This is a genomic window from Chitinophaga costaii (assembly GCF_900094705.1).
Taxonomy (GTDB): Bacteria; Bacteroidota; Bacteroidia; order Chitinophagales; family Chitinophagaceae; genus Chitinophaga; species Chitinophaga costaii.
The window spans coordinates 191635-211992 of sequence record NZ_FMAR01000006.1 but is presented as its reverse complement, the minus strand read 5'-3'; the positions used below and the strand labels follow the sequence as shown (position 1 = coordinate 211992).

Annotated in this window: 19 protein-coding genes; 9 read left to right on the top strand and 10 right to left on the bottom strand. The window is 49.1% G+C overall.

Annotation, left to right across the window (positions count from 1 at the left end):
* Positions 1-96: 96 nt before the first annotated feature.
* Together GA0116948_RS11090 and gatB are read right to left on the bottom strand one after the other, a co-directional pair.
* A complete protein-coding gene (locus GA0116948_RS11090; RefSeq protein WP_089712096.1) occupies positions 97-1248 on the bottom strand; it encodes a TlpA disulfide reductase family protein in 1152 nt (383 codons plus the stop codon).
* Positions 1249-1271: 23 nt separating this feature from the next.
* Positions 1272-2822: an Asp-tRNA(Asn)/Glu-tRNA(Gln) amidotransferase subunit GatB gene (gene gatB, locus GA0116948_RS11085; RefSeq protein WP_240619149.1), complete on the bottom strand. Its 1551-nt coding sequence runs from the start codon at positions 2820-2822 to the stop codon at positions 1272-1274.
* 39 nt (positions 2823-2861) lie between these two features.
* On the opposite strand from gatB, the gene GA0116948_RS11080 reads away from it, so the two are divergent.
* The gene (locus tag GA0116948_RS11080) at positions 2862-4241 is read left to right on the top strand and encodes an aldehyde dehydrogenase (RefSeq protein ID WP_089712094.1); all 1380 of its coding nucleotides are present in this window, start codon (positions 2862-2864) and stop codon (positions 4239-4241) included.
* A 95-nt stretch (positions 4242-4336) separates the two neighbouring features.
* Here GA0116948_RS11080 and GA0116948_RS11075 read toward each other — a convergent pair whose 3' ends face one another.
* Together GA0116948_RS11075 and alaS are read right to left on the bottom strand one after the other, a co-directional pair.
* On the bottom strand, positions 4337-5323 hold the full coding sequence (locus tag GA0116948_RS11075) for a PDZ domain-containing protein (protein ID WP_089712092.1): 987 nt from the start codon (positions 5321-5323) through the stop codon (positions 4337-4339).
* A gap of 152 nt (positions 5324-5475) precedes the next feature.
* Entirely contained in the window at positions 5476-8097 is a 2622-nt protein-coding gene (gene alaS / locus GA0116948_RS11070; RefSeq protein ID WP_089712090.1) for an alanine--tRNA ligase, read from the bottom strand.
* A gap of 394 nt (positions 8098-8491) precedes the next feature.
* Between alaS and GA0116948_RS11065 the strand changes: the two genes are divergently transcribed.
* The 3 genes from GA0116948_RS11065 to GA0116948_RS11055 are packed head-to-tail and all read left to right on the top strand — an operon-like array spanning position 8492 to position 10607.
* A complete protein-coding gene (locus tag GA0116948_RS11065) occupies positions 8492-9439 on the top strand; it encodes a M23 family metallopeptidase (protein ID WP_089712088.1) in 948 nt (315 codons plus the stop codon).
* Between the two features lie 51 nt (positions 9440-9490).
* A complete protein-coding gene (locus tag GA0116948_RS11060; protein WP_249260569.1) occupies positions 9491-10003 on the top strand; it encodes a MerR family transcriptional regulator in 513 nt (170 codons plus the stop codon).
* Positions 10004-10052: 49 nt separating this feature from the next.
* Positions 10053-10607 (top strand): hypothetical protein, encoded by a 555-nt coding sequence (locus GA0116948_RS11055; RefSeq protein ID WP_123891710.1) that lies wholly within the window; start codon positions 10053-10055, stop codon positions 10605-10607.
* Between the two features lie 41 nt (positions 10608-10648).
* On the opposite strand, the gene GA0116948_RS11050 is transcribed toward GA0116948_RS11055, so the two are convergent.
* Both GA0116948_RS11050 and GA0116948_RS11045 read right to left on the bottom strand, forming a co-directional pair.
* Positions 10649-11773, bottom strand: a complete 1125-nt coding sequence (locus GA0116948_RS11050; protein ID WP_089712083.1) for a mechanosensitive ion channel family protein — start codon at positions 11771-11773, stop codon at positions 10649-10651.
* A 13-nt stretch (positions 11774-11786) separates the two neighbouring features.
* Complete coding sequence (locus GA0116948_RS11045) at positions 11787-12938, bottom strand: amidohydrolase family protein (protein ID WP_089712081.1); 1152 nt, start codon at positions 12936-12938, stop codon at positions 11787-11789.
* Between the two features lie 76 nt (positions 12939-13014).
* On the opposite strand from GA0116948_RS11045, the gene prfA reads away from it, so the two are divergent.
* A complete protein-coding gene (gene prfA, locus GA0116948_RS11040; protein ID WP_089712079.1) occupies positions 13015-14082 on the top strand; it encodes a peptide chain release factor 1 in 1068 nt (355 codons plus the stop codon).
* A gap of 168 nt (positions 14083-14250) precedes the next feature.
* Positions 14251-14958, top strand: a complete 708-nt coding sequence (locus GA0116948_RS11035; protein WP_089712152.1) for an OmpA family protein — start codon at positions 14251-14253, stop codon at positions 14956-14958.
* 277 nt (positions 14959-15235) lie between these two features.
* On the opposite strand, the gene GA0116948_RS11030 is transcribed toward GA0116948_RS11035, so the two are convergent.
* The 4 genes from GA0116948_RS11030 to GA0116948_RS11015 form a co-directional block, all read right to left on the bottom strand.
* Entirely contained in the window at positions 15236-15619 is a 384-nt protein-coding gene (locus tag GA0116948_RS11030; RefSeq protein ID WP_089712077.1) for a VanZ family protein, read from the bottom strand.
* Positions 15620-15637: 18 nt separating this feature from the next.
* On the bottom strand, positions 15638-16018 hold the full coding sequence (gcvH, locus tag GA0116948_RS11025) for a glycine cleavage system protein GcvH (RefSeq protein ID WP_089712075.1): 381 nt from the start codon (positions 16016-16018) through the stop codon (positions 15638-15640).
* A 139-nt stretch (positions 16019-16157) separates the two neighbouring features.
* Positions 16158-16748, bottom strand: a complete 591-nt coding sequence (locus GA0116948_RS11020; protein ID WP_240619148.1) for a peptidylprolyl isomerase — start codon at positions 16746-16748, stop codon at positions 16158-16160.
* Positions 16749-16813: 65 nt separating this feature from the next.
* The gene (locus GA0116948_RS11015; protein WP_089712071.1) at positions 16814-17164 is read right to left on the bottom strand and encodes a hypothetical protein; all 351 of its coding nucleotides are present in this window, start codon (positions 17162-17164) and stop codon (positions 16814-16816) included.
* 246 nt (positions 17165-17410) lie between these two features.
* Between GA0116948_RS11015 and GA0116948_RS11010 the strand changes: the two genes are divergently transcribed.
* Genes GA0116948_RS11010 through GA0116948_RS11000 form a run of 3 tightly spaced genes read left to right on the top strand, consistent with a single transcriptional unit; the run spans position 17411 to position 20340 of the window.
* A complete protein-coding gene (locus GA0116948_RS11010; RefSeq protein ID WP_089712069.1) occupies positions 17411-18412 on the top strand; it encodes an AAA family ATPase in 1002 nt (333 codons plus the stop codon).
* 43 nt (positions 18413-18455) lie between these two features.
* Positions 18456-19322, top strand: coding sequence for a DUF58 domain-containing protein (locus GA0116948_RS11005; protein WP_089712067.1), 867 nt, complete (start codon positions 18456-18458; stop codon positions 19320-19322).
* A 58-nt stretch (positions 19323-19380) separates the two neighbouring features.
* Positions 19381-20340 carry a hypothetical protein gene (locus GA0116948_RS11000; protein ID WP_089712065.1) on the top strand — a complete coding sequence of 320 codons (960 nt, stop codon included), beginning with the start codon at positions 19381-19383 and terminating at the stop codon, positions 20338-20340.
* Positions 20341-20358 lie beyond the last annotated feature (18 nt).

The following is a 20358-nucleotide window of genomic DNA, read 5'->3' as shown; positions in this document are numbered from 1 at the left end:
TGATTATAGCCGGGGTTATTTTTTAAAACTTGCATTCAATAATAAAGACCTGGCCATGCAGCCAGGTCTTTTGGTGCTTTGTATAAATGCGATTTATTATTGCAGCACAGATTTAAGTTTTTCCTGTAATGCGGGTCCTCTTAAATTAGAAGCCACCACCTTGCCTTGCGGGTCTAGCAGGAAGTTATAGGGAATGCCCTGAATGCCGTACAGCCCTACCACTTTAGAGTCCCAGAACTTCAGGTCGCTCACGTGGGTCCAGGTAAGGTGGTCATCGCTAATGGCTTTTTGCCAGGCGGCTTTGTCTTTATCCAGCGATACGCCAAGGATGGCGAAATTCTTGCCTTTAAATTCGTTGAAAGCCGCTACCACATTAGGGTTTTCGGCACGGCAGGGCTGGCACCAACTGGCCCAGAAATCTACCAGCACGTATTTGCCGCGCAGGGATTTCAGGCTAATGGATTTGCCGTCAGGCGTATCCAGTGTGAAGTCGGGGGCTTCCTGGCCGTCTTTTACGGAAGGCTGGTCGCCATCGGTAGCTTTCTTGGTGTTTTCCTGGTCGGCGGTTTCGTCTACTTTAGCAACAAGGCCTTTCAGCAAGGTATTGGTGGGAAATTTTTTACCGATAGCATCTATTTCCTGTTGGTGTTCGGCCAGTAGGCTCAAATTGGTATTGCCGAGGGCAAATGCGGCATTCACGGGCGAGCTGGTATTTTTTGCAAAATCCAGGAACCATTTAATAAAACTTTGGCGTTGGTCTTCGGCATCTTTAGACTTCACCTGGTACAAGCTGTCGGAGCCTTTTACATCTTTAAGGTTATTAGCTGCTTCAATACTGGCGTCCAGCGCCTGGCCTTTCTCGGTCATGGAGTGAATGAAGCCCTGCAATTCGGTGGTGGCTTCGGAGCCGGTCACGGTGATCTTATCCAGGTTGTTGTAATCACCTTTTATCTGCATATCGCCTGCATCTAGGGCCAGCAGGATGTCTTTGTCTTTTTCATTGCCAAAGTGAATGCGGTACAATCCCTGTTCGGGCACGATGCCTTTTAGGGTAAACTTGCCGCCAGGATCGCGCAGGGTCAGTGAGTCTACTACTTTAATATCTTCCATGCTCAGTTGCTCCAGCGAAATGTGGGTGAGCGGCGCATTATCCAGCTGTACATTTATTTTAAAATCGCCTTTTTCCGGGTGCTGGTTGCAGGCTGTCAGCAGCAGGCCCAGTCCCAGGGCGAGGTAAGTTTGCTTCATATAAGATAGTTGTGAACGTTGTTTTATTTCAGTTTTTCGGCCAATAGTGCGTTGGTAAGTTTAGGGTCTGCCTTTCCCTTAGAGCGTTTCATGACCTCGCCTACGAAAAGGGCCATTAGTCCTTTTTTGCCGGCTTTGAACTCGGCTACCTTGGCGGGCAGGGAGGCCAGCACTTCATCCACGATGGGGGCAATGCTGCCGGCGTCTTTTTCCTGTAAAATATTAAGCCGGGTAGCAATGTCCAGCGGTGCTTCCGTAGGATGTTGCAGCAATTCCGGGAAAATAGATTTAACGGCTACGGAGAAACTCACTTTGCCTTCATCTGCCAGTGTGATCAGCGATGCCAGGGCGATAGCGGGTATGGGGAATGCTGCCATGTCTCCACCATGCTCATTCAGCCAGGATTTTACCGGGCCCTGTAGCCAGTTGGCCGCTGCTTTATACAGTGGCGTGGCTTGTATAAGTTGTTCATAATAATCTGAGATGGACTTGTCATCACAAATCACGCGGGCATCATATTCAGAAAGGCCCAACTGGGTAGTGTAGTGGGCCATGAGCTCCTCCGGCAATGCTGGCAAGGTAGCACGGATACCTGCGATATAGGCTTCTGTGAAATGAAAAGGCGCCAGGTCTGGCTCGGGAAAATACCGGTAATCATTGGCCTCTTCCTTAGAGCGCAAAGAAAACGATCCGCCGGTGGCCGCATCAAAACTGCGGGTTTCCTGGATAAAAGTGCCACCACTTTCGATGATATCGATCTGGCGTTTTACTTCATATTCAATGGCCCGTTTTACGTTGCGGATAGAGTTCATATTTTTTACTTCCACCTTGGTACCCAAGGTGGTTTCTCCGTGAAGGCGTACGGAAATATTGGCGTCGCAGCGCATGCTGCCTTCTTCCATATTACCGTCGCACACGCCGAGGTAACGTACCAGGCGGCGCAATTCCGTGAGGTAGGCATAAGCTTCTTCCGCGCTGTGGATAACTGGTTCGGTAACAATCTCCACCAGTGGTACGCCTGCACGGTTAAAGTCTACCATTGTAAAGTGCTCATCCAGGTCGTGGATAGATTTACCGGCGTCTTCTTCCATGTGGATGCGGTTTAATTGCACGGCACCCTCGCCCTGTTCCGTTTGTATTTTCACATAACCTCCCACGCAGATGGGCGCGGTATGTTGCGACACCTGGTAACCTTTGGGTAGGTCGGGATAGAAGTAATTTTTACGGGCAAAATAATTATTGTGTTCAATGGTGCAATGACAGGCCAGGCCCAGTTTGATGGCATATTCCACGGCCTTTTTATTGAGCATGGGCAACGTCCCGGGATAGCCCAGGGTAATGGGGCTGATATGGGTATTGGGTGCGCCACCAAAGGCAGCGCTGTCGGCACAGAACAGTTTACTTTCGGTGAGCAGTTGCGCATGGACTTCCAGCCCGATCACCGTTTCATATTTTGAATAATCTACCATGGTTATAGATAAGATACGTACGTCGTGCAAAGATAAGCGGAAAGCCGAAAGCGGGGGAATATTGTTAAATTGCCCGGGCAGGCCAGGCGGCCTGTCATCCATCATCGCATTACCGCCGGCCTTTCCGGTTTATTGGTAAAAACTATGGAAAACACCATACCTATAGCTACGCGCTATACCCGCCAGCAGGCTTATTTCGACAGTGGTGCTACTTTATCGTATCGCTTTCGCCGTAATCAACTTAAACGGTTAGCCCAGGCCATTAAAAACCGGGAGGCTGCCTTGCTGGAGGCCCTGCATAAAGACCTGCATAAGTCGCCGCTGGAAGGTTTTACCAGCGATATTGGCGTGGTATACCAGGAAATTAAACATGTGCGGGAATATTTGCGCCGCTGGATGAAACCTGAAGCAGTGCCATCGCCTTTTATGTTTTACCCCAGTTACAGCAAGATATACAAAGTACCCCTTGGCCTTACCCTTATCATTGGTAGTTGGAATTATCCTATCCTGCTCTTGTTATCGCCCCTCATCGGGGCCATGGCCGGGGGCAACTGTGCCATCCTGAAACCCTCGGAGCTGGCCCCCCATTGCGCTGCGGTGCTGGAAGCCCTCATTACTGATACCTTTGATCCCGCCTACATCGATGTGGTACAGGGCGAGGGTGAGGAAGTAGTACCTGCCCTGCTGCAACACCGTTTTAACCATATATTTTTTACCGGCAGTGCGCCGGTAGGCCGGCTAGTCATGACTATGGCTGCCAAACACCCCACCCCGGTAACACTGGAACTGGGCGGTAAATCGCCCTGCTTGGTAGATGAAACGGCGGATATTACTGTGGCTGCGCGCCGCATCGTTTGGGGAAAGTATTGGAATGCCGGCCAGACCTGCGTAGCGCCAGACTATGTGCTGGTACATGAAAAGGTGAAAGACAAATTGGTGGCCTCCCTGAAGAAATACATCGTACAATTTTACGGTAACGATCCCTCCCAAAGTCCCGACCTGGCCCGGCTGGTGAACGAAAAACGTTTCAACGCCCTGCTGCCTTATCTGGAACAAGCCCCCATCCTGCATGGGGGGCAAACAGACCGCGCCACCCTTTTCATAGCGCCTACTTTGCTGGATTCTCCACCCCTTACTGCTACCGTAATGCAGGAAGAAATTTTTGGCCCCATTCTGCCTATCCTTTCCTATAACACACTGGAAGAGGCTATCGGCATTATCGCCCACAACCCTTATCCGCTGGCCATGTACATCTTCACCAGCAAAACCCGCCGGGAGTTGGAATTGATAGAAAGGGTGCGTTTTGGCGGCGGTTGTGTGAATAATACCATCATCCATTTTGCCAATACCGATCTGCCGGTGGGCGGCGTTGGACCCAGCGGCATAGGGCGCTATCATGGGCAGTATAGTTTTGAAACCTTCACGCATCGTAAAAGCATTATCAAAACAGGCACTTGGCTGGATGTGCCGGTTAAATACCCACCATTCAAAAGTAAATTGAGGTGGGTAAAAAAATTCTTCTGATTAAAAACTAACGGCCTCACAGTGGCAAGCCCTCACAAAAAAGCCCCGGTACGAGGCCGGGGCAACTGTATACTAACACTTAAATCTATTATCTGTTATAAGTCCACTCTGTTCAATTGTTTAGGCACCTGAATGGTCAGCGCTTTGGTTGAGCCATTACGTATAACCGTTACCGTTATAGCGCCTTTAGCCTTTTGCTGCGTATAAGCATCGGCAAAATCTTTTGCGGAGTTAATATTGATATCGCCCACTTTTGTAATGATATCGTCCGTATTAAAACCTGCGGTAGCGGCGGCAGAACCATCCATTACCTCCAATACCTTGGCTCCTTTTCCATCTTCGGTGTCCAGCACCGATAGGCCCAGGCGGGGGCGGTTGCGGAAGCCATCGGCATCATTAAATTGGGGTGGCAGATTAAAATTGCCGAAAGGATCATTATCATTGCTTGGCTCCAGGTTAAAGAGGTTGCCCAACTCTGCCTGGTGCTTGCCCAGGATAGCGCTCACCTTTTTTTCCATATTGTTGCGCAGGTAGGTTATGCTTACTTCATCTCCGGGATGATAACTGCCAATGGTTTCGAACAGGGTCTGCGGCTCGTCTATCTGGTGACCGTCTATGGCAGTAATCACATCACCCGTTTTAAGACCGGCTTTTTCTGCAGGGGTATCTTTGCCCACCTCGCGTACGGTTACACCTTTGGCCTTTGCCTTTTCGGTGATTACACCCAGCAAAGCCTGATTGGTGAGGGATTGCGGCGCACGGAAAAACTGTATGCCGCCCCGGGGCGGTAGCATGCTCAACGTGGCCTGGTTGCCGTCCACCGGGCGTACACTGCGCTGGCGAACGGAGAAATTGTTGCTGTTGTAAGTTTCCAGGGGTTGATTATCTACGTACACCTTGCCATCCTGCACTGCTATATTTATTTTCCCATCCTGCCCGTCTTTACGTTTGATGATGATCTCATCGTATTCACCCAGTTTTTTGTCTTTGTCTGTAGGGGTTTGGGCGTACACTGGTGATGCGGAAGCCAGTACCATGCAGCCGAAACCAGCCAGGGAGAGGGTTTGCCACATTTTGCTCATAACAAATTATATTTTTTAGTTTGGAGATATTTACAAAATTAAAGGGGGGAGATGGCAAGGAAAAGTTAAAAGTTAGCTGCAGAAAATCCGGGATGTCAAAAAAGGGCTGCGCCAGACAGTGCAGCCCTTGAAGATGGGAGAAATATTGCGGTTTATAATAACTCTTTTACCTTGGCTATTACGGCATCCAGCTTGCTTACATCTTGCCCGCCGGCGGAAGCCAGGTTAGGCTTGCCGCCTCCACCGCCCTGGATGAGGGGGGCCAGGTGTTCCTTGATGATCTGGGTGGCATTCCATTTTCTATCTGCCACCAGGTTGTCGGCAATCAGGAGGGTAACATGTGCTTTGCCGGCTACATTAGCCACCAGCGCAAACAAGTAGTTGCTATTGAATTGCGGCTTCAGCGCCAGGGCGATATTTTTCAGGGCCTCTGCATTGTTTACCTCCAGCACCGCGCCGATAAATTGCACGCCCTGAATATTGGACACCTGGCCAAGCAGTTGGGCGGAAATTTGTTTCACCTTCTCTTGTTCAAACACCTCGATTTGTTTTTCCAAAGCAGCTTTTTCAGCAACCAGTTGTTCCACGGCTTTCATCAGGTCTTTCGGATTTTTGAGCTGTACTTTCACGGCTTTCAGGGCGGTGAGTTGCTCATTTACCCAGGTTTCTGCCTGGGTGCCAGTAAGGGCTTCAATGCGGCGCACGCCGGCAGCCACAGCGCTTTCGCTGGTAAATTTAAACTGACCCAGCTCGCCGGTGTAGGCCACGTGGGTACCACCGCACAGCTCCACGGAATAGTTGGGATCCATCACCACCACGCGCACCACGTCTCCGTATTTCTCACCAAAAAGGGCCATGGCACCCATTTTTAGAGCTTCTTCCTTAGGCAGTTCCTCGATAACCACCGGTATATTTTCGCGGATTTTATCGTTTACAATATTTTCCACCTGGGACAGTTCTTCATCGGTTACCTTGGCAAAGTGGCTGAAGTCGAAACGGAGGTAATCCCCATTCACCAGCGAACCTTTTTGGGCTACGTGAGCACCCAGCACCTGGCGCAGTGCGGCGTGCAGCAGGTGGGTGGCAGAGTGGTTGCGGGCCGTGCTTTTACGGTTCACTACATCTACCCTTGCCACTACCGGTGCAGCGGGTTGGGCTGGCAGTACATCGGCGAAGTGTACGATCAGGTTGTTTTCTTTTTTGGTATCGGTAATGGCAATCACTTCGTCCCCAACTTCTATCACCCCGGTATCGCCCACCTGGCCGCCGCTTTCGGCGTAGAAGGGGGTGGTAGCCAGCACCAATTGGTATTGTTCTTTGCCCTTGGATTTGATCTTGCGGTATTTGGTAAGGTGGGTATTGGCGATCAGTTGGGTGTAGCCCACAAATTTCACGGCGGCATTTTCATCCAGCACTGTCCAGTCGTCCGTATCCAGGGCGGTGGCGGCGCGGGAGCGATCTTTTTGTTCTTTCAGGGCAATGTCGAAGCTGGCCTTATCTACCGAGAGACCTTTTTCCTGGGCTATCAGTTCGGTGAGGTCTAGGGGAAATCCGTAGGTGTCCGATAGTTCAAAGGCTATCTTACCATTGATCACGGTGGCAGCGCCCAGTTCTGCCACGGCGGCTTCTATCCTTTCCAGGCCTTGGCCCAGGGTACGCAGGAAATTATTTTCTTCTTCATACACCACTTTCTTCACGAAATCTACCTGCTGTTGCAATTCTGGGAATACGTGGGCAAACTGGGCGGCTAGTACGGGTACTAGTTCATGGAGCAGGGGTTTGCGAATGTCGAGGAAAGAGAAATAATAGCGCACTGCCCGGCGCAGGATGCGGCGAATCACATAACCCGCTTCATTACTGGCAGGAAGTTGTCCATCGGCAATGGTGAAGCAGATGGCGCGAATATGGTCTGCAATCACGCGGAAGGCTACATCCTTGCGGGTATCGCTGCCTTCGTAAGTTTTGCCGGTAAGTTTTTCCGTTTCATGGATAGTACCCATGAAAAGGTCGGTATCGTAATTGCTTTGTTTGCCTTGCAGTACGCGTACCAGGCGTTCCAGGCCCATGCCGGTATCTACATGTTTGGCCGGCAGGGGTTCCAGGCTTTTATCCTTCAGGCGGTTATACTGCATAAACACATTGTTCCATATCTCGATCACCTGGGGGTGGTCGGCATTCACCAATTTGGCACCATCTCCGCCGGCTCTTTCTGCCGGAGTACGGCAATCCACGTGGATCTCGGAGCAGGGGCCACAGGGGCCGGTATCGCCCATTTCCCAGAAGTTATCTTTTTTATTGCCCAGCAGAATGCGTGATTCGGGTACAAACTGCTTCCATAAATTATAGGCCTCCTCGTCTTTGGCCAGGTTTTCTTTGGCATCACCCTCGAACACAGTTACATATAACTGGTCTTTAGGAATTTTATATACTTCCGTAAGTAATTGCCAGCTCCATTCAATGGCTTCCTTTTTGAAATAATCGCCGAAGCTCCAGTTGCCCAGCATCTCAAACATGGTGTGATGGTAGGTATCGATGCCTACTTCCTCCAGGTCGTTGTGCTTGCCACTTACGCGCAGGCATTTCTGTGTGTCTGCCACGCGGGCGTGGTCGGGCTTTTTATTGCCCAGGAAATAATCTTTGAACTGGTTCATGCCTGCATTGGTGAACTTCAGGGTAGGATCGTTTTTTAAAACGATGGGTGCGGAGGGCACTATTATGTGGCCTTTTGCTGCAAAAAAGTCGAGAAATTGCTGTCTTATTTCGGAAGCTGTCATACAAGTATTTATGGAGCGCACCCGGCGGTGCATAATTTAAAAGTTTTTGCTGAGTTCCTTCAGCCTGAACGCATTAAGCAAGGAGTGCGGTGTCATGCAAAGTGTTAAATAGTATTGACATTTCCGTTAAAACCTTATGCCGGCTTGCGCCTAAGCGAAAATTCGCTTTAATTTGTATTTTGAACCCGGCTGATGCTCAGTAATTTATTTGCTGATAATCGCTTGCTACCGGCCCGGGCTTGCCCGGGGAGGTGCAAAAATATTGAAAGCTGCCAGATTATTCAAAAACACTATCTTTTGCCCTGCCAGTTGGAGGTTTTGTACACTGCACCTTAAAATAATCAGGGGCAGCATGCGTTAGGAACTGGTGCTGGCTACCGCACAACCCTTGCTAATGAAGAAGGTCAAGTACTTTTATAATACACAGACGCTCAAATATGAAAAGCTCGTAACATCTGTAAGGGTGAAGGCGCTTCGCATACTGGGCTTCCTGTCGGCGGCCATCGTCACCGGCATTTTGTTTCTTACCGTAGCCTACCGTTTCCTGGACTCACCTAAGGAAAAGACCCTGCGCCACGACCTGGAAAATATGAAAGAGCAGTATGAGGCCTTGCAGGGCAATATGAAAGACGTACGGGGCCAGCTCACCGAACTACAGCGCCGCGACAACGAAATATACCGTGTTATCTTTGAAGCTGCCCCCATTCCCGATAGTACCAGGGCCGGGGAGCAGCTTCAGCCTTTTTCCAATAGTGAAATTGTAAGCTCCACCGGAGTATTACTCAAAGAACTGATACACCGTATTAATACCCAGGAAAAATCCTACAAGGAAATCGACGACCTGATTAAGAATAAACAAAAAATGCTGGCTTCCATTCCCGCTATACAGCCGGTGTCCAATAAAGACCTTAAACGCATTGCCTCTGGATTTGGCTATCGCATTGATCCTATTTATAAAACAGTGAAATACCATAGTGGGTTGGATTTTGCAGCCCCTTCTGGTACGCCTATCTATGCCACCGGCGACGGTACAGTGGAAGACGCCAGCCAGGCCGCCGTAGGTTATGGAAATCATGTACTCATTAACCATGGCTACGGATATAAGACCATGTATGGGCATATGTTTAAGATTAAAGTACACGACGGCGAAGTGGTACACCGGGGTGAAGTAATAGGTTGGGTAGGCAGCACCGGCAAAAGTACCGGGCCACACTGCCACTATGAAGTGATCAAAAACGGGGATAAGGTAGATCCCGTGTATTTCTTCTTCAGCGACCTTACCCCCGACCAGTTCGATGCCATGCTGAAAATAGCCCGTTCCGGCAACCAGTCGTTCGACTAAGTCGTTAACGCCGGGTTTATCTGTACATTTGTTATTGGAACTCACACATAAATGCAATGTACCATGCACCAGTTGGATCTTTTTGCAGCAGACGCGCCACTACCTCAACCCGATCCGGTGGCCGGTGTGAAAGCGAAAGACGCCCTGGCTACCACGCCGGGCACGGCCTCGCCCAAAAAACGCGGACGTAAATCGCTGAAGGAATTGGCCGACGATCCACATGTGATCCGCGACCTGGATAAAGTAACGCTCGACAAGCAATATTATCCCATCAGCGAGGTGGCAGCCATGTTTAAAGTCAATGCATCCCTGGTACGTTACTGGGAAAATGAATTCGATATACTCCAGCCTAAAAAAAACAGGAAGGGCGATCGGCTGTTCCGCCAGGAAGACATTCATCACTTGAAACTCATCTATCACCTGCTCCGGGAACGCAAATACACCATTGAAGGAGCAAAGCAAAAACTGAAGGAAGATAAGAAACTGGCCGCCCGTAATTTCGAAATGGTACAAGCTTTGCTAAAGGTGAGGGGATTTCTGACAGAGCTGAAAGATCAGCTTTAATTACCTTTGCCCTTTTTATAGGACTATCTAACAATTCTAATTCATGTTTATGCGATTAAGCCAATTATTACTAGCCACGGGTTTACTGTTTTCCACCGTTTCTTTCGCGCAGAGCCAGGGCAGTTTCACGGAAAGCCGCACCGCAGACGGCGTAAAAGTGTTGAAAGGGAAAGTGCCCTTACAAACGTTAATGAACGATTCCGCTTTTCGTTGGTTCTATACCGGCGTTAATAAATACCAGCCAGGCAGCAGCGCTGCAGTGGATTTTATTAAATCCAAGCGCACCAAGTTTAATGTAGTAGCCATTGGTGGTACCTGGGATCCCGCTTCCCAGGATGCCTTGCCCAAATTGGTGAAGATCCTGATCCTGGCCAGTTACTCCACCGAAACTATCGATATTTATGGGGTAGACCAGAAAAACGATGCCGGTGTGAATGTGCCTTTCAAATTTAAAAGAATACCCACCTTCATCATCACCCGCGAGGGCAAGGAAGTAGGCCGCATCAACGGGAATCCGGAAGGCAGCAATATTGAAACGGAGCTTTCCCAAATTTTGCTGAAAGCCACCAAGAACGACAAGCCAGACCCTGCCCCAGAGCAGTAAAATAATTTGATAAAAAAAGGGTGCAGCGATGCACCCTTTTTTTATGCGCTATGGTCAATGACCACCGTCTTAGTAGCCGGTAATTTTACGCCTTCCTTTTCCAGCGCACGGATGATATACATATTTACCTCCTCCCTCAAAGCCAGAAAGGGCGCGGTATCAAGTATCATGGTAAGGTAAATGACCTGTATCACATAAGTATCTTTAGTAAATTCCTGCAGGTTCACCTGGAATCCTTCATTTACCCGCTCGTCTGTAACCAGTGAACCGCGCATGCGTTTCAACACTGCCAGTATTTTATCTGCCGGCGTTTCGCTGTCCAGCTCTAGCCGCAGTTCTACGCGGCGTTGCGTGCGCAGGGAAAGGTTATCTACAATACTATCTACCATCTGTTTATTAGGTACAGTTACATACGTTTTTTCTACGGTACGGATGCGGGTGCTGCGCAGCCCAATTTTTTCTACCTCTCCCTGATAGCCGTTTACTTTTACCGCGTCGCCCACCTGGAAAGGTTTGTCAAAAAAGATGATAAAGGAGCCGATCAGGTTTTCAATGCTTTCCTTGGCGGCCAGTGCCAGTGCGGCAGCGCCTATGCCCAAACCCGCCACCAGCTTCTCTACCAGCGATGCGCCAAACAATAGGCGTATCATCCAAATGCAGCCCAGTACCAGTAGAATGGCTTTAAAAAAATCTTTAAAGAAGATGACAAATTGCTCATCTGTTTTGTCGCGGCTAGCCTGGTGCTTTTGCTGAAGCACCAGCGAAATGAAGTCTACAAGACGCAGCAATATCCAGGTCACCGATATGGAAAAAGCAATGCTGAAAAGCAGGGAGAGGAATTGCTGTAGGGTAAATACATGCTCTACTCCTTCCTCCGATTCGCCCCGGTACAGCACAAAATTAAATTCCTGCGGGAAGTGAAAATGATTGACAGTAAGCAAGAATACCGATAGCACCAGGAAATATTCCAATGGCCGCAGCAAAAGGTCTACCAAGTCTTTCCTGTGCAGCAGGGTGGCCCATTTGCGGATGAAGTTAAAAAATAATGCTGCCAGCCATTTAGAAAGCAGCCGGCGTATGGCCAGTATAAACAGGAGGATGGCCAGCATTACTGTATAGTCACGGATGCTGTTGCCCAAAAACTGTCGCGAAAAAAATTCGTGCATAAGCGCTGGAGGATTAATATAATTTACGGGGAATATCTTCGGAAATCAGCACCACACCCGGCTTCTTGCCTTTATCAAAACTGCCGAACCGGTCGGCTATTTGCAATGCTTTGGCGCCATTAAGGGTTGCCCATTGTAAAATAGTCTCCAGTGGAATAGCGGGGTAAGCCTCGCGGATGGCGGCTATTTCGCTCCATACAGATAACTGATGGTTAGACGCCAGGCTGTCTGTTCCTATAGTAATGTCGCAGCCAGTGCGCAGCAGCAGGGGAATGTCTGGTACCTTGTTTTCAATATATAGATTGGCATTGGCGCATATGCACCAGTACAAGGTTTGCGATAGTTGCTGGGCAAAGCGTATATCCATTTCCGTAGTAAAGGTATTGTGAACCAGCAGTACCTGTGCCTGGTCGGCAAACCAGGGGAGGTAGCTTTGAAGACTGTTTTTGCCGGTAGGAGCAAAACCAGAAATGTCCATACCAAAATGCTCGTAAAAATCAATGAAAGCCCCGGTTTTGTTCAGGTAAAGACTGCTTTCTGCCAGGGTTTCCTGGTTGTGAATTGTTTGCAGGGTATTATCTGGCAGGGCGGCCATCAAGTCAAACAGGGGCCGGCTTACCGAATAAGGGGCGTGGGGTGCTATGCTGCTGCGGTGGTGGGCACCGTCTATGGACCTGAACTGATCCAGTACTTGTAAGGATTGCTCCAGCCGCTGCCGGGCCGATGCCGGGACGAAGCCCATGGTTTCCACGAAGGTGTGAAAATACAGGGGACTGTGCTGCTTTAGGGCCAGGGTGGCGGTACTATTGCTAATATCGCCTATCGCTACCACACCTTCGGCTATCATGCGGGCGGCAGCCAGGGTCATCGCTTTCAACGGGTCGGCGTTGCCGGCGCTGCGTTGTTCCATCACCGTTTGCAGGAACAGGGGCAGGCCCGTGCCCTCGGGTATTACACCCTGCATATGGGAAAGCTCCAGGTGGCAGTGGGTATTTACAAAGCCAGGGGTCAGCATGCCGATGACCCCGGTTATGTCCATGCCTGCATCGTCCGCATCCAGCAAGGCTTCCACGGTGCCATCTGCTTCCAGTACTAACACTTTGCCGTGATGCAGGTGCCGCCCATCGAAAATCCGGTCTGCTTTTAATTTTATCCAATCCGACATACTCCTGTTTATTTAAAACAATGATCTTAATTTTGCACGGGGAAAAAATGTGAGTCTTTCCCCGTCAAAGATAATTATGATAGACAAACTGGAAATTATAAAAGGCCGTTTTGACCAGGTATCTGTTGCGCTGACCAATCCTGAAATAGTGAAGGATAACAAACAGTTCAGCAAATTAAGCAAGGAATACCGGCAGCTCGAAAAAATCGTAAAAGCACACGATCAATACGTGAAGTTGCTGGATACGATTGCTTTTAACAAAGAAGTACTGGAAGGTGGCGACGAGGAAATGCGGGAGCTGGCCAAAGAAGAAACTGAGTCGCTGCAGCAACAGAAATTGGAACTGGAAGCCACCATCCGCAACCTGCTTATCCCCAAAGACCCCCAGGACGAGCGCAACGCCATCCTGGAAATCCGTGCAGGCACCGGCGGCGACGAAGCCAGCCTTTTTGCCGGCGATCTGTTTCGCATGTACCAGCGCTTTTGCGAAATCAAGGGTTGGAGTACCACCCTACTCAATGAAACGGCCGGTTCTGTAGGTGGTTATAAGGAAATCATCATGGAAGTAAATGGTGATGATGTATACGGCACTCTCAAGTTCGAGTCCGGCGTACATCGTGTGCAGCGCGTTCCGGCCACAGAAGCATCGGGCCGGGTGCATACTTCTGCCGCTACCGTGGCCATACTGCCGGAACCAGATGAGGTAGAGGTAGACGTGCGCGATGCCGATATTAAAATGGATACTTTCCGTTCTTCCGGCGCAGGCGGACAGCACGTAAATAAGACGGAGTCTGCCGTACGCCTTACCCATATCCCCACCGGCGTGGTGGTAGAATGCCAGGAAGGAAGAAGCCAGCACTCTAACCGCGATATTGCCATGAAGATGTTGCGTAGCCGTATTTACGAAGCGGCGGTGCGCAAACATGAAGAAGCCATTGCCTCTCAACGCAAATCTTTGGTAAGTACCGGCGACCGCTCCGCCAAGATCCGTACCTACAATTTTCCCCAGGGCCGTGTTACAGACCACCGCATCGGCATGACGGTGTACAACATGGACGCATTCCTGAACGGCGATATCCAGGACATGCTGGAAGCACTGCAATTTGCTGAAAATGCAGAAAAGCTGAACCAGGGCGGCATTTAATTGTTGTTACATTATAAAAAGATCAATATGGGAAAGCTGCCAACATACAGTTTTTTCGGTCTTTGTTATGTTATGATTATTAATAAATTATACACGGAACTGTACTTTGGCAGCATATTTGATTTGTCTTTGTTCTCCATTTTGGAACTTCATTTAAATTATATAACGATGTTGAAACTTAACACATTTAAGGGCGGCAATGTACTCGTAGCGTGGGCATTGGCCATATTGATGATCTCTGGTATTGGTTGTAAAGCCGTACAGAATGCAAATAATACTCAAAAGGGTGCTGCCATCGGGGTAGGTGGTGGTGCTGCTGCTGGTGCCATTATAGGTAAGGTAGCGGGCAATACCGCGCTGGGAGCCATTCTTGGTGCAGCCGTAGGCGGTACTGCTGGTGTGCTGATCGGTAAAAAAATGGATAAACAAGCACAGGAAATTAAAACAGAAGTACCCAATGCTTCTGTAGAACGTGTAGGTGAAGGGATAAACGTAACCTTTAGTTCCGGTGTATTGTTTGGATTCGATAAGTCTGATTTAACGCCTACTGCGCAGGAAAACATTAAACAATTGGCTCAGATTTTGAATAAATACCCCGACACTTACGTAAGGGTGGAAGGCCACACAGATAGCACCGGTACCGTAGCGTACAATATGGGCTTGTCTGAACGCCGTGCTAAAAATGTAGCCGCTTTCCTTGCACAGCAAAACGTTTCTTCCAGCCGCATTCAACCTTTCTGGTACGGTTCATCCCAACCTAAAGTGGATAACCTCACCGAAGAACATCGGGCGCAAAACAGGCGTGTAGAGTTTTCTATCTATGCAAATGATAAGCTGAAGAACGATGCTAAAATGGAAGCACAGCAGAAACAATAAACTGAACTAACTTTTTATTTCTCATAAGCAGTATATTTTGATAATCCCTCCGATTTCTCGGAGGGAATTTTTTTTGCCTACCCGATCCGGAAATGTAAGGGTATTTTTTGGGGAACATGTAACCCGGGATACAAATTACGTACACGTATTATAGGCTCAATATAGGCGCAAGGTAGGCTCATTCAAGGCGCAAAATAAGGTGAAGTGGATATTGGCATTCCAAAAAAAAAGCGACCGTACAGCATGTACAGTCGCTTAAAAAAAATATATAAACGCTTTATTTCCCCTTGCGGATATTGAAGAACCAGTTAAAAACAATAGCCCCGGCCAATGCGCCTAGCGAATCTGCCAAGGCATCGAAAAGGTCGAAGCTGCGATGGTCTGCCCAGTACTTTTGGATAAACTCGATGGCCAGGCCGTAAGCAGATGCGCCCAGTACCAGTAGCACCAGGTTTAACAGCGATACTCTTTTTTTGCGCCAGTAGTTACCCAGGGCAAATAAAAACACGGTCATTCCAAAGAGTCCGAAGTGTACTACCTTGTCCGGATGGAATTTTTCCCACCATCCCACACTGGGGATGTCTTTTCCGGGAAGAGTACACAGCCAAAGGATTAGTAACACCCAGGCAATAGCAGGTAAATAAAAGCGAATAGATTTCATGAGATATACTTACGGCCATTATTCACCTACCAGTGCCTGGTAAGCGGCGGCATCCAGCAAACCGGCTACCGCGGCGGTGTCGGCTACAGTTACTTTTACCATCCAACCTGCGCCATAAGGATCGGAGTTTACCAGCTCAGGCGAGCTTTCAAGTGCGGGGTTTACTTCGTTTATAGTAGCTGCTACCGGCAGGAATAAGTCCGATACGGTTTTCACGGCTTCTACGGTACCAAAAGTTTCTTCTGCCTGTAAAGACTTGCCAACAGTGGTAATGTCTACAAATACAATGTCGCCCAGTTCGTGTTGTGCAAATTCAGTGATACCGATGGTGGCAATGTTTCCGTCCAATGAAATCCACTCGTGGTCCTTGGTATAACGGAGGTGAGAAGGAAAAGTCATAATTAATGATTGATTTTGAGGAGTAAAATTAAAGTATTGTACGCATAAAAATTAATTTTCAGTAACAAGGCCTATTGGCGGGCTGTCATGGGATAAAATTTACCCATTGTAAAGTTGCCATACAAGTGAGTAAATTCCCTTAAAAAAACAGCCACTTCCGCTTAAGCCGCACTTGCATGGCCACATCCTTCAGGGGGCGGTTGTTCTTATCGGTGGGCAGGGCAGCGATCTTGTCGATAACAGGGAATCCTTTTTCTACAATGCCAAATACGGTATATTGCTGATCCAGTTGGGGTGTACCGCCTATGGTTTTATATAGGGCGCGCTGGTTGGCGGGAATCTTGCGGCCATGCAAGCGTTGCTGCTCAATGCTATCTAGCCCCGCGTCGGTAAAGACCTTGCCTTGTACCAGGTAAAACTGCGAAGCCGAAGAGGCCTTATCGGGCCGGTCGTCGCGGGCAGCGGCCAGTACACCCTTGCGGTGGAAAAGTTGTGGGCGGAACTCGGCGGGGATGGTGTAACCCAGGTCGCCGTTGCCCAGCTCCTGCCCGGGCGTGGCGTGTTTAGAATCGGGATCGCCGCCCTGTATCATGAATGTTTTAATGACGCGGTGAAACAGGGTACTGTCGAAGAAATGCCGGCGGACGAGCTGGATGAAATTGTTGCGGTGCAAAGGGGTTTCGTCGTACAGGCGTACAATGATGCGGCCATAGGGTGTAATAATCTTCACTTTGCGGTGTTTGGCAAAAGCGACCGTGCAAAGCAGCAGGCAGGCGCTAAGGAGTAGCAATAGCCTCATAAATCTACGTCCTCCTCGGCTTCAAAATAAGAGATCACGTGTTCCTTAATAAAAAATTCCTGCTCCAGCAGGCCATTCATGGGTGGCACGGGCTGTAGCAGTTTAAAATGGGGCCAGCCATCTTCATCTACGCCTTCGGGGGCATAATAACCGCTTTGTGCCAGCAGGGTACACATGGCTACGTGCATCAGGTCCTGTTTCTGTTCCTTGGTATATTTCTTTTTCAATTTGCCAATCTCGTTCACCCCGATGAGGAAGAGGATGGCCTCCATATTGGGCTTTTTGCCGAAACGCTCTATGAGCAGGGTCTCGACTTTATGCCAGCGTGCTACAAAATTATCGATCATGTGAGTAGTGTCGTGGTTAAAAAAAAGTGTTCCTGTTGCAAATTTATGTTTAAATATCGAGCGCCTTTACTAAATTGGCGCAGCCGCATGCCGGCCGGGACGCTTCTTTGCCGTGGTTCCGGAATGCCCGATACCTGAAAATCAGCCACAGTGCTACATTTAACAGCATTTTAACGGCGAAGGTTCTTTGGCCTGGGGCCGTTTTGTGGTCAAATCACCTATTTTAGCAAATCGAAATATAACCGCATGGAAAATACATCGACCGATATCAAACAATTAAATGAAAAGATCCACCAGGCCAGCGCTTTCGTAGACCTGCTGAACATGGAACTGGGAAAAGTAATTGTGGGACAAAAATACATGGTAGAGCGCCTGCTCATAGGCCTGCTGGCCCAGGGGCATGTGTTGCTGGAAGGCGTGCCGGGACTCGCTAAAACGCTGTCTATCAAATCGCTGTCTTCCGCCATCAACGCCAAGTTCAGTCGCATCCAGTTCACCCCGGACCTTTTGCCGGCAGACGTGGTGGGTACCATGATCTACAACCAGCAAAAGAATGAGTTTGTGGTGCGTCGGGGGCCTATTTTTGCCAATTTTATCCTGGCAGATGAAATTAACCGTGCCCCGGCCAAGGTGCAAAGCGCCCTGCTGGAAGCCATGCAGGAACGCCAGATCACCATTGGCGATTCAACGTTTAAATTGGAAGAGCCTTTCCTGGTATTGGCCACCCAAAACCCAATTGAGCAGGAAGGTACTTATACTTTGCCCGAAGCGCAGGTAGACCGTTTCATGCTGAAAGTAGTGATTGGCTATCCCACTAAAGAAGAGGAACGCCACATCATTCGCCAGAATCTGAATCCGGAAGGGCAGGAAAAGATTAATCCTGTGGTAGACCCGCAGGATATTCTCAACGCCCGTAAGCTGGTGCGCGAGGTGTACATGGATGAAAAAATAGAACGGTATATCCTGGACATCGTATTTGCCACGAGAAATCCGGAGGAATATAAACTCAACAAACTGAAGCCGCTGTTAGCCTATGGCGGATCGCCAAGGGCCAGCATTAACCTGGCCTGGGCTGCGAAAGCATATGCCTTTACCAAACGCCGGGGTTATGTAATCCCTGAAGATGTGCGCAATATTTGTTTCGATGTAATGCGTCACCGCGTGGGCCTCACCTATGAAGCGGAAGCAGAGAATGTTACGAGCGAAAACATCCTGAGTGAAATTCTGAATGCTGTAGAAGTACCATAGGCATTACCCTGCATTCATTTTCTTAACCATTGCCAGATAAATAATGGATACTTCTGATATACTCAAAAAGGTCAGGCGAATTGAAATTAAGACCAGGGGCCTTACCAATCATGTCTTTGCGGGCGAATACCATAGCGCCTTCAAGGGCCGGGGTATGTCGTTCAGTGAGGTAAGGGAATACCAGTTTGGCGACGACGTGCGGGCTATAGACTGGAATGTAACGGCGCGCTTTAACCACCCCTTCATAAAAGTGTTTGAAGAAGAGCGCGAGCTCACGGTAATGCTACTGGTAGACGTAAGTGAAAGTTCTTCCTTTGGTACCCAAAAGCAGCGGAAGCGCGACCTGATCACCGAGTTGTGCGCGGTGCTGGCCTTTTCGGCTATCAATAACAACGATAAGGTGGGAGTGGTTTTCTTTAGTGACGGGCTAGAAAAATATATTCCACCCAAAAAAGGGAAATCCCATATCCTGTTTATCATCCGCGAATTATTGAGCTATAAGCCGAAGAAAAAAGGCACCAACATTACCGAAACCCTGCGCTTTTTTAACAATGCGGCTAAAAAACGCAGTATTGTTTTTGTATTAAGTGATTTTTTGTCCGATAGTTACCAGGATGCCCTGAACATTGCGGCCAAGCGCCATGATGTGGTGGGCATGCACGTGTACGATCCGCGCGATAAGGAACTGCCGGCGGTGGGGCTTATCCAGGTAAAGGATGCCGAAACCGGCCTGCAGCAATGGATAGATACGAACGACAAACAAGTACGGGACTACTATAACCAGCAGTTCAGTCAGCATGCCCAGTACTGCCGCAATGCTTTTTTAAAGAGTGGCGCAGAACTGATCAGCATCCGCACGGACGAAGATTATGTGAAGGCATTACAAACGTTTTTCCTGAACAGAACTTAAAACCATAGCCCGCATCAGCAACATGAGCAACCAACGCATCCGATTTTTTTTCATGGTCATGGCAGCCTTTCTCGGGCTGTCTTTGCAGGTTTCAGCACAGCAGTTTTCCGTGCATGCTACGGCAGACACCAATCATATCCGTTTGGGCGAGCCGGTGAAGTTGCAGGTGGAAGTAAAGATACCCGCATCCCTCAAAGGCCAGTACCAACTAAGCATGGCCGTATTGCCTGATTCTTTTGAGCATTTTGAAGTAGTAGAACGTGCCAAGCTGGATACCTTGGCACCTACCGCCGATTTCTCCGGCATATTCCGGCAAACCACCACCCTTACCAGTTTTGATTCCGGTCAGTGGAATATTCCTCCCATTAAATACGAGCTGATAAAGCCCGACCAAACCGTGGATTCGGCTTTTACCGAACCGCTAGTGATCGATGTAAATACGGTGGCGGTAGATACCAGCAAAGCCTTTAAGCCGATCAAAAGCATTCGCGGAGTGGCCTGGAATTTCATGGATTACATCTGGTATTTTGTAATGGGGGGTGTAGCGGTATTGCTCATCGGCTTTGTGATCTGGTGGTTCTTCCTGCGCAAGAAAAAAGCACCGGTGGTAGTAGCGCCTCCCGCGCCCAAGGAAACTCCCTACCAGGTGGCTATGCGCGAGCTGCATACGCTGGAAACCGATCAGCCATGGCACCAGGATGTAAAGGCCTATTATACCACGCTCACCGACGTGTTGCGTAATTATTTTGAACAACAATTTAAGATTGCCGCCCTGGAGCAAACCAGTGCCGAACTGCTGCAAAATATAAAACCTGTAACCATCCTGAACCAGCAGCGCGATAAATTGCAGGCCATCCTCACGGTAGCCGACCTGGCCAAGTTTGCCAAGCTTCAGCCATCGCCGGAAGATCATGCGGAATGTTTGCAAAAGGCCATCGCCATCGTGGAATGGACGAAGCCCAAACCCGTTGCCGAAACGGCCGGGGAGAAAGCCGCCCCCACGAAAAGCGCGTTGTAAAGCGGCCCCACAGGAGGG

Excerpts from the sequence above, each read along its gene's own strand:
- GA0116948_RS11090 (WP_089712096.1), bottom strand. The coding sequence starts at position 1,248 with ATGAAGCAAACTTACCTCGCCCTGGGACTGGGCCTGCTGCTGACAGCC.
- gatB (WP_240619149.1), bottom strand. The coding sequence starts at position 2,822 with ATGATGGATGACAGGCCGCCTGGCCTGCCCGGGCAATTTAACAATATT.
- GA0116948_RS11080 (WP_089712094.1), top strand. The coding sequence starts at position 2,862 with ATGGAAAACACCATACCTATAGCTACGCGCTATACCCGCCAGCAGGCT.
- GA0116948_RS11075 (WP_089712092.1), bottom strand. The coding sequence starts at position 5,323 with ATGAGCAAAATGTGGCAAACCCTCTCCCTGGCTGGTTTCGGCTGCATG.
- alaS (WP_089712090.1), bottom strand. The coding sequence starts at position 8,097 with ATGACAGCTTCCGAAATAAGACAGCAATTTCTCGACTTTTTTGCAGCA.
- GA0116948_RS11065 (WP_089712088.1), top strand. The coding sequence starts at position 8,492 with ATGAAGAAGGTCAAGTACTTTTATAATACACAGACGCTCAAATATGAA.
- GA0116948_RS11060 (WP_249260569.1), top strand. The coding sequence starts at position 9,491 with ATGCAATGTACCATGCACCAGTTGGATCTTTTTGCAGCAGACGCGCCA.
- GA0116948_RS11055 (WP_123891710.1), top strand. The coding sequence starts at position 10,053 with ATGCGATTAAGCCAATTATTACTAGCCACGGGTTTACTGTTTTCCACC.
- GA0116948_RS11050 (WP_089712083.1), bottom strand. The coding sequence starts at position 11,773 with ATGCACGAATTTTTTTCGCGACAGTTTTTGGGCAACAGCATCCGTGAC.
- GA0116948_RS11045 (WP_089712081.1), bottom strand. The coding sequence starts at position 12,938 with ATGTCGGATTGGATAAAATTAAAAGCAGACCGGATTTTCGATGGGCGG.
- prfA (WP_089712079.1), top strand. The coding sequence starts at position 13,015 with ATGATAGACAAACTGGAAATTATAAAAGGCCGTTTTGACCAGGTATCT.
- GA0116948_RS11035 (WP_089712152.1), top strand. The coding sequence starts at position 14,251 with ATGTTGAAACTTAACACATTTAAGGGCGGCAATGTACTCGTAGCGTGG.
- GA0116948_RS11030 (WP_089712077.1), bottom strand. The coding sequence starts at position 15,619 with ATGAAATCTATTCGCTTTTATTTACCTGCTATTGCCTGGGTGTTACTA.
- gcvH (WP_089712075.1), bottom strand. The coding sequence starts at position 16,018 with ATGACTTTTCCTTCTCACCTCCGTTATACCAAGGACCACGAGTGGATT.
- GA0116948_RS11015 (WP_089712071.1), bottom strand. The coding sequence starts at position 17,164 with ATGATCGATAATTTTGTAGCACGCTGGCATAAAGTCGAGACCCTGCTC.
- GA0116948_RS11010 (WP_089712069.1), top strand. The coding sequence starts at position 17,411 with ATGGAAAATACATCGACCGATATCAAACAATTAAATGAAAAGATCCAC.
- GA0116948_RS11005 (WP_089712067.1), top strand. The coding sequence starts at position 18,456 with ATGGATACTTCTGATATACTCAAAAAGGTCAGGCGAATTGAAATTAAG.
- GA0116948_RS11000 (WP_089712065.1), top strand. The coding sequence starts at position 19,381 with ATGGCAGCCTTTCTCGGGCTGTCTTTGCAGGTTTCAGCACAGCAGTTT.